This window comes from Lawsonibacter sp. JLR.KK007, from assembly GCF_036941135.1.
In the GTDB taxonomy this organism is placed as follows: domain Bacteria; phylum Bacillota; class Clostridia; order Oscillospirales; family Oscillospiraceae; genus Lawsonibacter.
This window is the reverse complement of record NZ_JAYWSY010000001.1, coordinates 1,380,919-1,397,587: the sequence shown is the minus strand read 5'-3', so window position 1 is coordinate 1,397,587 and position 16,669 is coordinate 1,380,919. Positions and strand designations below refer to the sequence as shown.

10 protein-coding genes are annotated in these 16,669 nt (G+C 48.4%); all 10 read right to left on the bottom strand.

The annotated features are described in order from the left end of the window. Positions 1-18: 18 nt before the first annotated feature. A complete protein-coding gene (locus tag VV088_RS07720; RefSeq protein WP_334600152.1) occupies positions 19-657 on the bottom strand; it encodes a hypothetical protein in 639 nt (212 codons plus the stop codon). After that, complete coding sequence (locus VV088_RS07715) at positions 650-3,220, bottom strand: PAAR-like protein (RefSeq protein WP_289424215.1); 2,571 nt, start codon at positions 3,218-3,220, stop codon at positions 650-652. Before VV088_RS07715 ends, VV088_RS07720 begins: the two co-directional genes overlap by 8 nt. After that, positions 3,217-3,840: a hypothetical protein gene (locus VV088_RS07710; protein WP_289424216.1), complete on the bottom strand. Its 624-nt coding sequence runs from the start codon at positions 3,838-3,840 to the stop codon at positions 3,217-3,219. The genes VV088_RS07715 and VV088_RS07710 overlap by 4 nt, the downstream gene beginning before the upstream one ends. Before the next feature lie 55 nt (positions 3,841-3,895). Beyond that, positions 3,896-4,432: a hypothetical protein gene (locus VV088_RS07705; RefSeq protein ID WP_334600151.1), complete on the bottom strand. Its 537-nt coding sequence runs from the start codon at positions 4,430-4,432 to the stop codon at positions 3,896-3,898. Between the two features lie 2 nt (positions 4,433-4,434). Next, a complete protein-coding gene (locus VV088_RS07700) occupies positions 4,435-5,031 on the bottom strand; it encodes a hypothetical protein (RefSeq protein ID WP_289424219.1) in 597 nt (198 codons plus the stop codon). A gap of 13 nt (positions 5,032-5,044) precedes the next feature. Continuing rightward, on the bottom strand, positions 5,045-6,448 hold the full coding sequence (locus VV088_RS07695; protein WP_289424221.1) for a contractile injection system protein, VgrG/Pvc8 family: 1,404 nt from the start codon (positions 6,446-6,448) through the stop codon (positions 5,045-5,047). Continuing rightward, a complete protein-coding gene (locus VV088_RS07690; protein WP_289424222.1) occupies positions 6,445-7,032 on the bottom strand; it encodes a hypothetical protein in 588 nt (195 codons plus the stop codon). Before VV088_RS07690 ends, VV088_RS07695 begins: the two co-directional genes overlap by 4 nt. Before the next feature lie 146 nt (positions 7,033-7,178). Then, complete coding sequence (locus VV088_RS07685; RefSeq protein ID WP_289424223.1) at positions 7,179-8,177, bottom strand: hypothetical protein; 999 nt, start codon at positions 8,175-8,177, stop codon at positions 7,179-7,181. Between the two features lie 113 nt (positions 8,178-8,290). Next, on the bottom strand, positions 8,291-15,898 hold the full coding sequence (locus VV088_RS07680; protein ID WP_289424224.1) for an RHS repeat-associated core domain-containing protein: 7,608 nt from the start codon (positions 15,896-15,898) through the stop codon (positions 8,291-8,293). After that, a complete protein-coding gene (locus VV088_RS07675; protein ID WP_289424226.1) occupies positions 15,891-16,646 on the bottom strand; it encodes a hypothetical protein in 756 nt (251 codons plus the stop codon). Before VV088_RS07675 ends, VV088_RS07680 begins: the two co-directional genes overlap by 8 nt. Positions 16,647-16,669 lie beyond the last annotated feature (23 nt).

The following is a 16,669-nucleotide window of genomic DNA, read 5'->3' as shown; positions in this document are numbered from 1 at the left end:
ACCTCACTACGGATAAGGTTACTCTGGTCTTATGTACTGAATCCAGAGAATCACACCCTTGCCTTGATTTGTCAGAAATCCGCTCCTAAAAATTTGTGATATGCTGAACTGCCCTTGGAAGCCATCCCATGGATCGAATAGTTTTAACTTCGATGATGACATTGGGTACAGAACAACAGAATGAAATGTTCCATCTTGTCGCTGATAGTTACCTATAAACGGGGTTCCTGATCGTATTGCCTCATCAATTAAGGACGGCGAACTGTCCAGTAATCCCTGTTCGTCCCAATAATGCCCTATGGTTACTATTTCAGGGGATATACTGCTCGGGTTTCCCGTTATTATGTAGCGTAGCGCCCGGGCCTTGCCCTCATCATCTTCTGGCAAATTACCACTGGGATTTCGATAGGTATCTTTAGCGTGCTCAACAATATCTAATTGCATAGCATCTACTGTAAGCATCCCTTTGCATAATCCGCAGATTTGAGGCCGCAACCCTTGGCAATCCTTTCGAATCGTGTTCGCATGTTCAATATTTATACCAGCATGGATTGGAAGGCGATTCCGATGACAGTATTCTACGCCAACAATTTTTGCTGCAGTCGCCCAACACCAATTTATATGGTTTTGGACGTTGTGCAAGGGTTCTCTATCCATTTTCCTCTATCATACTCTTATCAGATACAATTTTCTTTACAACTGCAGGTTTACCAGGTTCCTCCGCTGGAATAGTAACAGAGTAATCAAAGCCATCTCGTTCCAACAAAATGGGTGATTCACAGCTTTCACCAGGGATATATACTCTCGTGCCGCACTCAGCAATTGCACCCAGAATTTCTGCCTGGCATCTAATACTTGGATCCAATGTCCCTTTCTCACTTTCACATGCGTAGTAATCCATCATGTTTGTCAGAATTTCGTTGGGAACTGCATATACATTGTCATCTTGCTGGCTGTCTCCAGAATCTGGGGCTATTGGCACAGTATAGCAAAGATTAATAAATTTTTGAAGGTCATCTATGGTGTGCATCTGACCAAACACATAGTTCAGTGCGTCATATTTGTCCGGATTCATACTCTTAGAATCACTAGCTAAAAGCTGTTCTATATTATGCCAGTCAAACTTCACGATTTTGCCATCCAGGCTAGTAGGGGCCAGTGCATCAATAATGTAGCCAGCGTTTTCACTCAATTGTTTCCCATTTAAAATCTTTGGCGTTTCCTGGATGGACTCACCATGAGGATCGCCCTCACCACCGACTTCCTGCATTGCGCTGTCCTGGGTATCCTGTAGATTATGCTCTTGTGCATATGCCAACTCTGCTGCATCGCTTATGTAATCCTGTCCCGAGTTGTATGGCTCAATCAATCCGCCATACCGACATACCAAAAAAGACAACGTTGTGACTGCACTATAGCCTTTTGGCAATTCCTCCCCGCTAGTAACAAGATCTCGGTCATGATGATCCAGATCACCATTGTCAACAATTCGAGTTTTGGGGTAAGTGTCTTTCCACAAACCAACAATTTCGGGCTGACATCTCCACCCACTCTCAAAACCACCAGGGGATTCTCCACAAGGGCATCCATTCTGATCCCTGGGACGGTCCTTGGTATAAGCAACTCTTTCCACAATAGGAGGTATTGGTGCTTTGCATACACCAAAAAAAGGTATGTTGTCTTTTTCTGGGCCAAACCCTGCTACACAATTTGCTTCATGAACGACAGGGTGAGTTGTAATATACACCCCATGACATTTCAGAAGGTTTAATCTGCGTGCATGGGTTCCATGCCTACAGCGGAGCAATGCTCCGCGCACCAAATACTCCATCTTTCCGTTTTCTGTATGCTCTTGCAGATAGTTTGCAATTTCTTCCTCCGTTTCAAAATCATGTTCCTTCAAAAATTGTTCTGCTGCATTTTCGTCTGGCTCACCTTTAACCAAATAATTTATCAAATAATCCTGATTCAGATAAATGGCCGCAGCACCAATACCGGTACTGGCAAGGCCGCCAATAAGTGCAAGCTTAGTGCTTGTCGGTATTGGCAACTTTACCAGTGACCGAAGTCCAAGAGTAAATTGCTCAATATAGGGATCAAGTGCTTTGGTTTGGTCTTCGGCGATGTCCCAGCCGGCCTGTCCGTCTACCGGCTCCTCCCCAGAAAGGGATTCTTGTAGTTTCTGCATGATAAGGAAGGCAACAGCCTCCCGCAACTCTGTATCCTCAATACTCAAGAGATCTTGTGATATGCGGCTAACAGTTTTGGATATAGGGCCAGGGGTGCCACGGTTTGCAAGATTGCCGTTATTCAGCATAGCTATGCTATAGTGATTAAGTTTAGCACTAAAACCAGCCCCAATTTCAGGGGTTTGCAAGAAAAGCGTTTGGTTAGGTAATGTAAGTCTGAAACCCAGTCCGTTCACATAATCGTTGTCCGCATTAATTCCTAAAATTTTACCGCGCCCTATACCATCCTTGTCTATGCGGTATAAATCGTCCAAAGTTTCTTTTGGAAAACTCTGTCCATCTAGGCTATATGTATTTTGGAAAAGATTGGGGAAAACCATGGTAGCTAACTGTATTAGATTGCCACCCTTTGAATGACCGCTCCCCATCCATGAGTGATCAGCGCTGTTTTCATCGTATATCTGCTTTGTATACCGTAAAGCGGCACATTGCATTGGAGATAAGTGCAAAATCGTGCCATCTGGTGCTTCGTACTCTTCCAAATAATCCGCATCTAAAACACCAGTGATTCCTTTCGCATTGTCAATCCAACTGCCACTAGGTGTACCACGAAAGCATATACTGTCCTGCCGTGTTTTTTCATTTTCAAAGGTACAGGCAACCATTCCATTTGGAGGAAAAATCTCCCTATTGGGATCATCAGACTGCCAACTGAGATGTCCAATTGTAGCTTTCCCAATTTCAGGGTGAGCATCAATAACATCCACCAGTTCTTTGATGTAATTTTGATATTCGCTAATCCTTTTTTCATAATCCTCAATGGATTCCCAAGTCTGGGTGGATTCATCGTATTCTCGTAGTGCTCCACTGTGAATTGCAGCCACAGTTTTATTAACGACGTTTTGTAGGGTGTCGTTTTCTTTTATTCCTGTAGATTGATCGGTCAAGGGAAGATATAGGGCTGACTGATATGTTACCTGCTCCAAAACTAGCATTTCATCTGACGCTTTTACACCTGGGATTAAATTCACTGCTTATTCACCCCTTCTCCTTCTGTCCAAATCTTTCCATAGTTCCCATAGTAACTAGGACCCATCTTATAATCTCCATGATATAAGATTTCTACTCTGTACTTGTACTTATCTGGAATACCATATCTCCAGTCTCGGGATACATCGGCATAGTGTTCCACTTCCACAAACATGAGATCAACATGAATCTTATATTTAAGCTTAACTATGGCATCTATCAACGCATCTGCAAGAGATTGGTAGTTTTCCGTATAGGGAACCCAAATAGCATACTTAACAAGATCAAACTCATAGGTGAAAAAAGTTTCTATTTCTGCATCCATGCCCAAAATTGAGGGATTACCATCAGCCACATAAACTTTACATTCCCCCAAAACTGGTTCTGCAATTTTCTGCATAAACAACTCCAGCTCATCCCGCCGTAACCGAATTGCAAAATTGTCTGCACCAGCATTACAGGCTAACTGCCAATCTTTATATTCAGAGTCTGTGCAGGTGACTGTCCCATATATATCCATTTCAAACATATCTCCATATCTTTCCAGCATACGATCCAGACGCGGCTTGTATTTGTTGTACTGGGCATCTTCCAGTCTCTGCCATAGCGGTTTTTGATTCACTTGACATCCTCCCATCGTAAATAGTAGTAACATTGCGAGTAGCAAATATAAAACGCTATCTCTCTTCATGAACCGTTTTCACCTCATTTAAGCTAAGGCCCTTTGCCCCTCGCCGCAAAAAACTCTCAACAATGTCCAGTCGCGCAACTGTGTATAAATTTCTGACCTCTGCAAGGTAGAAAATACTACGGTCATCAACTTTTCTTCTACTTATGATCCCCTCCAAAATTGTACTACGATCCCTTGTAAGTTTGCTGGCCGGATCCAAGCAATCCACATATTCTAAAATGGGCAGGTAATAGGTACATGTTTCGGCATACTTATGGCCCAATAGCACGATTTCTTTAAAGATTGTCTTGGGTTCATACATCCGAATCACATCCCTAAGGGCCTCTGTAACCATAAAAAAGGGGAATGACAGGACATCTGGAAACACTGTATGAGAGTTCTCCTTGATAAAAAACAACTGACGCTTTTCAATGTTATGAGATTTTCCAAGGCAAATATTTCTCCTATCAATTCTTTTAAACCAATCGATTATTTCAGGCGCAGTATCAAATTGAGGATCTGTCTTTAACAAGAAATATTTCACCTTTATGCACCCCTTTCCCATGTGTCTATCACGGCAAAGCGATCCATAAGACCACCAAAAATAAACTGTGTTTCCTGTATTAAATCTAGCTGTGCCAAGCCCCCATTGATTGCGGCTGTTTTCAAATTTTCAGCAAAAAACATGCCCGTTATACTATAATAGAAAGCATATATATATATCCTCCAAATGGTATCTAATTCAAAGGGACGAAGTCGGACATATTCCTTTCTTAGCTGATTCCATAGATTTGTTTTGTCATCTTCTGCAGGAGCAAATATCCACTTTGGACTCCAATATATGCAGCATTCAATGGGATCAAGGAAACTCAGGCTGTCCATAAGTGAAATTTTAAAATCAAAACTTCCAGTAATCGCACTGCTAAGCAAAAAGTTTGCCGCGACATATTGTATCGGTTGTTTGCCTTGTGTTTCTTGTTGTATTTTTGCTTGATTTATCATACAAGATATCTGCTGTGTGAGATCTGATAATATTTCTTCTTTGTGGTCACTATAATATGCAAAAATCTTGAAGTAGTTTTCCTGCATTCTGTCACGCAATACTTGACCCGCAGCTTTGTTAATTTCATCTTGCCGATTCATCCGCGCCCTCCAATCAATCCAGATGGACCTGAGCCCCCTTGAAAAATAGCTTATTCTGCATATCCATCTCGGTTCCTCCCTGCCGGAATGTTAACCGTTCTGGTGCTGTGACATTCAGAGTGGAGGTTGTGCTGGTAATATCTACCGAAGCCTCAGATTGGATTACAATGGCCTTATCGCTGACGATCTTAATTCCTTCCTGATCAGACAGTTCTATTGACATTCCCTTATTATTCGTCATAAGGAGCGTTCCCGGAGTAAACAAAATCTCCTTGCGCTGCTTATTCATAATAGACTTGAAATCAGGATTACTCCTCTCAGGTCCAGACAGAAGCGGCAGGTGAACTGCGCTGGCCACATAGACTTGCTCGTCGTGCTCGTTGGGTGCATACAGGCGGATAGAGTCTCCTACCTCGGGCATACAATACCAGCCAGTCCCGTCCGGTGTAGAGTACACCGTGGCATAGGGTAGCCACCGCACCCCGGCCTCTTCATTTTCATCCTTGTCGATTGACACCTGCACCACAGCCTTCTGCGTTGCGGTAATTTTCCCGGAAAGGGAGTTCCCGATCATCTCCAGGTTATACTGTTTGGGAACCTGCAGCCCGGCCTTGGGAGCCAGCGTATAGGTATGGTACAGTTCCGCCCCTTCAAGCTCTGTATCAATTGCGCTGATATAGAGTGGCTGATTATTGAAGCTGATACACTCGCCCAGAACATACACCTCGCGGGACTTATAGCGGTAATAGGTCATATCCATTTCGGACTGGCCCTCAACGCCATTGCGCTGGTTATAGAGATAGGTTCCGACATTCTTTGAGATGGCGTATGTTTTGCTCTCGATCCGCACCCGGGGAGCATGGTCATGCAGGCCAAAATCATAGAAGGGCCGCCCCGACAGGTTGTTCGCAACAAGCACAGCATTGAAGCGGCTGGCCATGCGCTTGGCAAAGGCCCAGTCCGTCTCATTGTACTGCAGGATCACGCCGGGGATCTTTTCATCCTTCCCCACGTTCATTGTTACAGAGGCACCCTGGTACCGCTTGTTCAGGACATTGATAACCTGGCTATAAGTAAGCGGCGGGGCCTGGAAGGACCGGATGTGGGGATTCAGATCCATCAAATAGCTGCCAGACCGAACGGTGGCGCTCAACAGCCGCAGCTGGTTCTCCACCTTGATGCTCATTTCCGTAAGCACGCCAGCAAAGATCAACAGCTGCTCGCCGTTCTCGCCCGTGATGGAGACCTGAATGATGGGGTTCTCCTGCTGGGCAATCGCAATACAGTTTTGCTCCTGCTCCTGGTCGATATGGCCGGAAAAAGAGATATACCCATGTTCGTTGACCTGCTGATGTCCCTTGACGGAGAGAATGTCCAACAGTTGGCATGGATTGACATGAATCAGATTGTCTCTCATACTTGCTCCTCCTCCTTTGTTTCAATCGACAGGATTGCCTGCCGGGCCGCTTCTTTCCATTCGTTCATATCGTTGTATTTGCAGTTGAAGGTGCCATGGATCAACTGCTTGTCCTTCCAAGGCAGGACATACATCATGTAATAGACCTGCTCGTCAATCGCAAAGCCTTTATAATCAAACCAGCAGACGGGTATCTGGCTGGCAGTTTGTTCGTCTTTCATGTCATAGAAGGTATTTGCCGGGTTCATGCGCTGGATGACGGCCTTGAGCTGGGAGGCGAGGGAGCGCAGCTGCTCAGGCCGCACCTGCTGGGGCACGATGCTGAAGGTAAAATTTACGCTGGTATCCAGACTGGTCTTGATGATCTGCGGCCGGTTCTCCGACTGGTACTTCACCCGCACCATAGACTGCGGCATGGTCACAAAGGTGGTAGGCAGCATGATCGAGAGGTCCATTGGCTCCAGCAGTACCCGTTCAAATTCCAACAGCTCGTCACGGATATAGAATCCCGTTTCCAAGCTCTGATACTTTTCTTTTTTCTGCTGACGCTTGAGCTCCAAGATTTGTTCATCTAAGTAGTCCATAAACGAACCTCCCGTAAATATTTCTTGTTCATTAAAGGCAGGGCAGGCCCCATCGCCGGGGACTGCCCTTTGTATGCAGCTACCATTAGCGATTCCCCAAATAGGTCATACATATATCACAGGGAAATATTTTAATGAGCCATGCTTCAATCAATAAACAGAACTCTGAATGAGCCCTTTTTCAACTTTACTTGTTGTAAAATTGAGTCCACAATTTGTTTAGCGTAGCAAACATTTTGACACAGAACGCTAACCAAGACTTCTGGACCATAAGACTGAATATAATTTATGCGGATTGCTAAGTTGGATGGTACATGAACCCCAACATAACGTGAAAAGGAATAGTTTATGCTGGTAATATCATCTTTAGCATCAAACAAATTGAATTCTTTATTTCCACTGAACCAGCACTCTTCAATCGAAAATTGTGTCTCTATCTCTGACAAGAAATTTACTAATGGGGCGTGTCCAGGAGCTAACCATTCTTTAGGACATTCTGCACGAAACCGTATTGAATAAGAACCTTCAGTCTCACACGGAAGAAAATCCATACTGTCTACGCCATATCCCAAAACTGTACTATGATTGTCTACATAATCTTCCACAAAAATATATGCACAATAAAACAGCAGTTTTGTAAATGTGTCGTGTGAGAAATAGAAACGATTGCCATGGGTTTCAACAATTTGATCGGGGGGAGTTCCTTCGGAAGAAAACCCCCATCCAACTCCAGTCAACATGGTGTAATAAAAATACCAGAACGGTGGTGCGACGGGTGAACTGTTTAAAATATGTTCTATATGCACTCGCATTTTAACATCATCAATCTTATGCTTTGCACCGCGGGCCATGTTGTACCCTTTAAAATAATTCCAATATTCTAAATCACAATCCATAACATGTGAGACTAAACCGCCATCTTCTTCCCCCATTCTTTCCAAATAAGCCTTATAAGAAGACGGGATCGCCTGTCCAAATTTGCTTATAACAATTTGTTCTAGTTGCTGAATATCTTTTGGGGGAGCAGGTTTTATTTTCAACTTCCCCATCGGTTCAAACAATGAAATATATCGATTAATATTGCTAAACAGCTCTCTCTCTGAATTTGGTGGATGTACAAATAGCGATGGAAAATCGTATTGCATGAGATTAAGTCACATCCTTTTTATTATACGATTAATAGTAAGTAAATAAATGCAAAGACAAACTGGCAACTAAGCTAGAAAAGAAAGAGGTGGGATTGTGCTAGATCATCTGTCTATGATTCCGTTGCGTATTCGTAATAGTTTGTTACATTATGTTGACATTGAGTACAAGGCTCCATTTGGGCATATACATAGATCAATCTAGGATCTCTAAATTCGTCAGTTGAATGTGGTATTTCCCCCTTTTCATTAGGACCCCCTCTCCAAACCGTATCGCCACCAGTAATTGCATACTTATTGGAATGTGCAGTCTCCATCGCTTTTGGTTCCGCGCATCGATTTAGTTGAAGAGCTGCTCCTGGACAGTTATCCAACCGATTTAAAGGCATACCTATGCCAGAAACAGCATATTCTTTGGAATAGTTAACACCTTGTGCGTGCCGTTCATTATTTAGGCGAATCAATTCTTTATGTAATACATATGCTACATTTGTGTTTTCCGCATATGCTTCCAGATGTTCTGTTGAAAATCCGACAGAAACAGAGCCGTCTGAATGTGTCAATACAGTCACAGCACCATACATTTTGGGTTCAATTTTGCCGTAATATTCTAGGCGGTTCATAACTGCAGCAACATATTGTGCTTCCATCTGCGCATTGAGTGTGCGATCTGGGAATTGACTTCCATCTTTCCAAACACTTCCACGCCTGTTTTCTTCCACTATGGCGTTAGCTGCTGTTCGAATTTCATCTTTGTGATTTTTCTTTGCAAGTTTTTTTGCTTTTTTTTCGGAATAGCCTTTGTCTATGTATTGTTGAGTTAGTATGTAAACATATTTTTCATAAGCATCTTTATAACATTTGCTCTTTCTAAATCCGCTAGGATCTTCATAAAAAACCGGATTATTTGCGCAATATACATACAGATTTAACCCATCACCCCGATAGGTATCCTCCTGTGTAAACTTCGCAATAACCGGGTTATAGAACCTAGCCCGCAGATAATACTGCTGTGTAACAGGGTCCCACTGCTGTCCTGTGAACTTGAACCGATTGGAAACGGCCTCCTCCTGGGCCGTGATGTTCCCCCATGCGTCATACTCATAGCGGTTCTGTACCGCACCGGCTTCATCGACAATATGGGTGGTTGACCCCATCTCATCGGAAACATAGTGGTAGTACGTCCGGGCGCTGTCGGCACTGGAGCTGGCCGCAATCAGCTCCGTGCCCCGAATCAGGCGGTTCAGGCTGCTGGTATCCTCTTCGGTCACGACCTCCCGGTTCTGGTTGAAGATAAACTGCACCAGATTGCCGTTCTCCTCCATCTCATACCGCAGCCCCTCGGCATCGTAGCGGTTAAGCTGGATATGGCCGTCAAAGGTCTCCACCTTCTCTGTGCGGTTGAAGGCGTCGTAGCTGTACCGGGCCTTGTCGTCCGCCAGCAGGTTGCCGGCGTGGTCATACTGGAACATGGTGGTGACGCCGCCCTTGGTGAAGGCGGTCAGCCGGTTCCGGGGGTCGTACTGGTACAGTTCCTCCACGCCGCTGGCGATCCTGCGTGTGCGGTTGCCCGCCTTGTCGTAGAACAGCTCCTCGGTGTAGGAGGGATACTCCACCTTTTTCAGTTGGTTCAGCGGGTCATAGTGATAGAGGGTATCACCTCCAAGCTGACGCTTCAGCGTCCGGTTGCCGTTGCCGTCATAGAGATACTGGTTCTCCGCCAGCAGCTCTCCGCCGGACTGGACAAGCAGGCCGGTGAGATTTTTGTCCAGGTCGTACTGGAACTGCCGTTGGATCGGACCGTGGGACTCCGCACGGATGGTGCCATCGGCGTTGTACTCATACGCCGCCAGCCTGTGCCCATCATCCCAAACTTCGGTCAGCAAATCAAGGGGAGAATAGACGAACTCCGTCACTTTCCCTGCCACGTCGGTCTGGCGGATCTTGTTCCCATTGCCGTCATAGGCCAGAGCCAGCAGCGTCCGGCCGCTGGCGGACTTGCGGATCATCCGGTCCAGTGCGTCATACTCATAGGCGTACCGCATTCCGGCGGAGATGGCGCACTTCAATAAGCCCTCCGGGGTGTATTCGTAAAAATCACCCAGAGCGCCGTCTTTTACTTTTTTGAACAGGGGAGCGCCATAGAGGTTGTAGCCAAACTCCACGGTCACGCCGTTGCGGTCGGTCTTACGCACCAGGCGGCCCTCGGCGTCATAGCCGTACAGCTCCCGCTCGCCGGTGGGGTCCTGGATAGCGGTAAGCTTGCCTGCCCGGCCATACTCATACAGCGTGGTGTGACCCTCGCCGTCGGTGGAGCTGACCATGTTCCCGGCGCAGTCATAGGAGTAGAACTCAGTGGAGCCATCGGCCTTGGCGATGCCGATGATACGGCCCCAGCTGTCCAGACGGTAGGTGGTGCGGTTCTGGTTGCCGTCCACCACGCCCACAATGTTGCCCCGTGCGTCGTACTCCAGCTCCTGGGCAGCGCCGCCGCGGGTCTGTATCTTGACCCGGTCGCCCGCCAGATCGTAGCAGAACTCCGCGCCGCTCTGAAGCCCGTCCAGATGCTGGAGCAGGCGGCCGTCCGCGTCGTAGGTGTTGGTCTGCAGCACATGGCCATCCGGGCCGACCACCGTCAGCACCTGGCCCCTGTGGTTATAGGTGTACTGGTAGCCCGCGCCGTCATCGGCCTGGGCATTGTACTGGTTGGGCCGTACCACCTTGGAGAGCCGCCCGTTGCCGTCGTAGAAGCTGCGGGTTACGCTGCCGTCTTTCTCAATGCGGCGGATCTCACGGTTGAGCAGGTCGTACTCGATCACCGTCCGCCGTCCCAAGCTGTCGGTGATGCCCACAAGGTTCCCCGCCTTGTCATAGGAGAACAGGGTGCGGTTGTGGATTCCGCTGGCCTTCTCACGATGGGTTTCGGCAATGAGGCGGTCTACTGCGTCATACTCGCGCAGAATCTCGCCGCCGGTGGCAGTCTGGATACGGGTGATGTTGCCGCTCTTATCATAGCTGTATGTGGTGGTGGCAAAGCCCTGGCCGCCGTCAGGGCGGTCAATGGAGCTGGACTGCTCCACCATACGGCCCGCGGCGTCATACTTCCAGAGGAAGATCTGATACAGCCCATCGCTCAGGCGGCGTTTTTCCTTTGTCCGCTGGTTGATGCTGTTGTAACCGTATTCCACCGCCGCACCGGTAGAGTCGCTGACCTGCACCAGACGGCTGTTTTCATCATAGGCAAAGAAGATACTGAGGACAGGGCCGGCTGCGCTCTCTACAGTCTGGCCATCCTGATAGCGCCGCTCCTCAATCACATTGCCGGCCTTGTCGTGGCGGTACTCGGTCAGCCGATAGCGGATGGAGCCGTCCGAACCCTTATCAACCGGTTCCCGCTTCTCCATCAGCCAGCCAGCAGAGTTATAGCGATACAGTGTGCCAATGCGCGTTTCATCTCTGTCCCCAGACAGATAGCCTGCGGCATCGATCAGCTTGACGATATCGCCGCGCAGGTTGTAGACATACCGCTTTTCTACCACGCCATTGGGCGCGGTGATCTGAACGAGGCGGTTGACCTCGTCATATTCATAGGCATACCCGGGGCCGTCATCCGCCGCAGGGTCATAGTCTGTAGGCTGGACCTTCTTGACGATATTGCCGTTGGCATCGTAGAAAATGCGCTCCACACCGCCATCCGGGTAACGGATGCGGATACGGCGGTCTTCCGCGTCGTAGTCATAGACAATGCCCTCACCATCCCTGGTGATCGGGTCATAGGTATTGGGATTGATCTCCTTGTGGATATTACCGTAGAGATCGCGGGGAGTAGCCAGCACGCTGCCCACAGCGTCCACAGTGGCCACCAGCTTGTCCATGGCGTCATAGTGGTAGTGCGTACCCATCTGGTCGTCTGCGGCGTGGTCGTATTGGTTGGGCCGCAGGAAGCGGATCAGGTTGCCCAGCCGGTCAAACTCCCAGGAGGTATGGTGGCCCATGGGGTCTATCATCAGGCACATGAAGTCCAGGTTGTTGTAGCTGTACCGGCGCTCTCCAAACTCATTGCGGACAGACATGCAGCGGCCAGCACGGTCATAGCTGTACTGGATCTTGCGTCCATCGGAGAGCGTTACAACCGCCGGATCGGGAGACATCCCCTCATAGCTGTACCGCAGAGTATTTCCGTTCGGGTCAATAATCTCAGATATACGCCCGTGCGTATCATAGAGGAACTGATATATACTGTACTGGTTTCCGCCCAGAACGACCCGCATCTCAGTGCGGTTGCCATACTTATCATAGCTGTAGCTGGTATCCCGACCGCTGTTATCCCACTGCCGGATCAGATTCCCGTTTTCATCGTAGGCGTAGTTGACCACCAAGCCATTGGGCAGACGCTCTTCCAAGAGCTGGCTGTCCTCATCATAGACACGATGAAGCTCCCCACCGTTTCGGTCCCGCTCCCAAATGACGTTTTGATTTTTGTCAAAGCGCACATCTTCAGAAGTTCCGTCGGGGTATACAGTCCGCTCCACCAGACCGTCCTTATTGTAGTGGAAGAAAGTGCGGTCATCCTTGCCAACCGTCTGGAAAATAGTTGTCCGGTTGCTGTCATCGTAGAGCACAACAAACTCTTCGCCGGTGGCCAGAAACTGGCGTGTCACGCGGCCCGAGAAGTCATACTCATTGCGGACATACTGGTGCCCATTCTGGTCAATGACCGATGTGAGCCAGCCCTCCGGTGTATAGGCGTAATGGATCGTGCCCTCGTCCGCAAGGCGGGTGCTGGTCAGCAGTTCACCGTCATAAGTATAGCAGATCTTTCGCCCGATCACGTCTGTGATGGACGCGAGCTTGCCCTGTTCATAGGCAAACTCCAGCACCTGGCCGCTGGAAAATTCCATGCGCTGCAGGGTGTTGCCCAAGTAGCGGAGCCACACCCGGTTATTGTTGCGGTCGGTAATCATGAGGAGGTTTCCAGCAGTATCATACTGGTACTGCTTTCTCTCCTTCACCATATGCAGGCAGAACCCGGCGTCCGTCTCTTTCAACTGATAGGTTCCGTTTCCTGTCTTGTTGTTGTGCCAGCGGCCATCCTCAGTACGGTCAAAGTGCTCCAGGTGCATATCCGGTAAAACCACCGTTGCCGTCTCGCCATTGACCCACACCCGTGTTTCGATACTCAAAAACCATCTGGAGCCAAGAATGCCGCCTTTGTTTTCATAGCAGGACTCATAGACACGTACTAGCTGGAAGTCTTCACCGATATCCTTTACAATGAAATCGGTATTCCTGATCCGCTGGCTGCCGGTCACCATGTCAATGGGGTCGCCGCAGGAACTCTGCTTTTCTTGAGGCACTTCAGGAGCATCGGTATCAGGGGGCTGCGGCTTTTTTGCACCTGTACCATCGCCGTCGCCATCATCAGTGGGCCGGTTCTCGGGGCCGTCGGGGGCATCCCCTGATTTGGGTTTAAGGGCGTCCGCCGCCTTCATCGCAGGACCAATATACCCCTTCATATTGTTGAGCATATTGTAAGTAGCATCCCACTTTTCCTGGCCAGAGGCGTTGCTGAACACAACAGAGAAGAACGTCCCTATCGAGTACAGTGCATCCTGTGCGCCCACAACGAGCTGGATATTATCAATGAAGTCGGATATCTTACCGAACCATTCCAGCGCCACAAGGATCTTTTTGAATTTCTGAGTCTTTCCCAGAACCTTCCCAGCAAAACCAAGAGCGGAACCGCCCGGAATGCAGCCCAGCAGATTAGCGGCAGCGCCGGCATAATCGCCGCGGCAGAAGGAGATGGCGGCGTTCGCCGCACTGGCCACGACATTGAGCGGAGCACATAGACTGCCGACAATACCGACAATATCCAATGCCAATTGGACACCATCCAACAGGTTATCCAGAAAAGTATTGGTATTCTCCTGCAGCAAATCATATGTACGGCCACGGAAAAAGCCCAATTGGTGAAATTCCGTACATTGAGCGAAAATATTGGCATTGTCAATCATCAGGTAGCATTCCTGCACCTGAAGCATACAGCAGTTCAGGCCAAAGATAGCAACTTCTTGTGTTTCAACATCTTTAAATTCAATGTCATTTTCGTCCTTGTCACCTTCACCACCACCACTGGGGGCAGGTGGTGCAAACCAAGACAGGAACGTGTTCACTGGAGAAGCAATTTCATTAAAAACTGCTCCGCCGACAGCTCCAATAGCCTCAATGCCAGCCTCCACCACAGAGGGATCGCTGGGTGCGCCGCCATGAGCGGCATGATAATTTGAGCCTGCAGTCTCAGCACTTAGGAAGTTATTCGCCTGCACGCCTTGCTCCTGAAGAATCTCCTGGGTCTTTTGCGGATTGTCGGCATCCTGAACCAGTCCTTGGATATAAATGCTCTTATCCGCCTTGAAATAGACATCCTTTGTCGCAGCGATCTCAATGCCTTCTTCGTCAGACAGGACGACTCTAAGCTGCATACCGCCCTTGCCGTCCATCTCACTCCGGCAGCCAGTGATATCCAGTTCAGCGCCTTTGAACTTGATCATCCGATTCTTGGAGGTCAACACCTTCTCTTCTGGGCGCAGGAAGTCGTCCCGGGTAATGTCAACGTGCTTACTGCCAAGGCAGACGAAGGTCCCATCATTTTCAAAGTAGCAAAAAACCGTGTCTCCAATATCCGGCATAACATATACGCAGTCACTCAGGTAACTGGCATATGGGATCCACCGAGTTCCGCCGCTGCTATCTTTATCAACGTCAAACTGCACCTTAACATAGCTGCCGGAAACATCCAGCACCTTGCCGCTGATCACATTGCTGCTATGTAATGCGGGAGTACGCCCTTGGGCAACATCTGTATTGCCAACAGGAGCCTCGTCCTCAGTAGGCGCCTGGGCCGGGACCGGCAATGCACCGGTCATCCCTGTATAGGTGACATTGTTGTATACCGTTCCAAACGCCGAAGTGATCGCGCTTTTGACTATAATAAAAGTGCGGCCATTTTTCTGGACACAGTGACCAACACCCAAGGACAAATTAGCCACTGGGCCGCCACGCCGCTCCATTTCAAACGCCATCAACTGCGGATTCGTTGTCTGCTGATGAAGCCGCAGCGCAGAAATATCTTTTTCGATAACATCATCCGGGATATCGCTGGAGCTGTCCATTGAGAAGGGGACAACCCCTACACTGATTTGGAAACCGCTCGTCTTTGCGTTGACAAACAGGCTCAGCCCAAACTGGTTCGCAATCCGTCGCGCGAATGCCCAGTCCGTCTCATTCTGCTGATAGATCATCTGGGAAACAGGCGGGTCCTGCTCAAACGTCAGCAACGCACCATACGGGCTTAGAACCGGCGTCAGAATATCCTTCAGTGTTTTGCCAGGATCCTGGAATGTACGGCACTTCGGCTCGATGTCCGCCAGGTAGGACTGTGTCTGTGCTGTTACCAGCAACTCGGCATACTGTGTAAATTGCTCCAACTTGAAATTGGTACAAATACCGCAGAAAACCTTCTTGCCCTCAAAGTCCAGAACCTCAATCGGCGACTGCTCCAATTTGCTGAAATCAGAGGGCTGTGAGCCGTCCAGCACCAAACGAAGCATCAACTGCCCATGCTCATTCACCAGCTCCGCAGTAGAGATGCTTTTTATGATATGGTATGAAAATGATGCCTGAACTAACAGATGGCCCAAATCAAGTACATCACTCATAACGCCGTACCTCCAAGAGTTTTGCTAGTCTGCGCTTAACTATCTTTTCTATGGCCAGGAAGGTAATTACAACTACAAAGGTGATAATCAGCCGCACCACCAAGTCAACCATCCATGAGGCCTTACCATAACGGTACATATCCAAAACATAGACAGGGTTTACATCATAGTCTTCGGACATCTGGTTCAGCATTCGCCGCTCTTCGGTCGTGGAGTATCGGATATAGCCGGTTGGATAATCAATTTCCCCGTTCAGCAGATTCTGATAAAGCAGGTAGTCGTCAAAATACACGCAGATATAGGAGCCATCCTCCAGCTCCAGAAGGTGGTAACTATTATAAAACGCACCAGTCAAAAACCAGCGGCTGACCGTATGGAACATATTGAGCGGGTATGAGAACACACAGTATTCCGGGACGTTTACGGTCTTCTTTATACCATGTCCACGGGTGTAATGCGTTCCTTCCTGTTTGAGATCCCTCAAACGTACCAATGGGCAAGGGATAATTTCACGACCTACTACCGTCGTGGGTTCCTGTTTCCAAAAAAGCTGCTCAACATCGTCTTGCTCCTGTAGCTGAGAAACGTCGCTGGTGGGTTTTTGCCCCTGTTCGGCGCCTGTCCCCACCCCAATATCATAGAGCCACCCGGTTGGAAAAGAACCCATGATAATCCAAAGGCAGGCAATCAAGCCAATCAGTGTCTGCGGATGAAAGCGCAGTGTGGACTGCTTATCTTTCCAGTTCATCGTAGGTGCTCCTTTACGTTGAA

Coding starts and splice junctions, on each gene's coding strand:
- VV088_RS07695 (WP_289424221.1), bottom strand. CDS start 6,448: ATGAGAGACAATCTGATTCATGTCAATCCATGCCAACTGTTGGACATT.
- VV088_RS07680 (WP_289424224.1), bottom strand. CDS start 15,898: ATGAGTGATGTACTTGATTTGGGCCATCTGTTAGTTCAGGCATCATTT.
- VV088_RS07700 (WP_289424219.1), bottom strand. CDS start 5,031: ATGAATCGGCAAGATGAAATTAACAAAGCTGCGGGTCAAGTATTGCGT.
- VV088_RS07690 (WP_289424222.1), bottom strand. CDS start 7,032: ATGGACTACTTAGATGAACAAATCTTGGAGCTCAAGCGTCAGCAGAAA.
- VV088_RS07720 (WP_334600152.1), bottom strand. CDS start 657: ATGGATAGAGAACCCTTGCACAACGTCCAAAACCATATAAATTGGTGT.
- VV088_RS07675 (WP_289424226.1), bottom strand. CDS start 16,646: ATGAACTGGAAAGATAAGCAGTCCACACTGCGCTTTCATCCGCAGACA.
- VV088_RS07685 (WP_289424223.1), bottom strand. CDS start 8,177: ATGCAATACGATTTTCCATCGCTATTTGTACATCCACCAAATTCAGAG.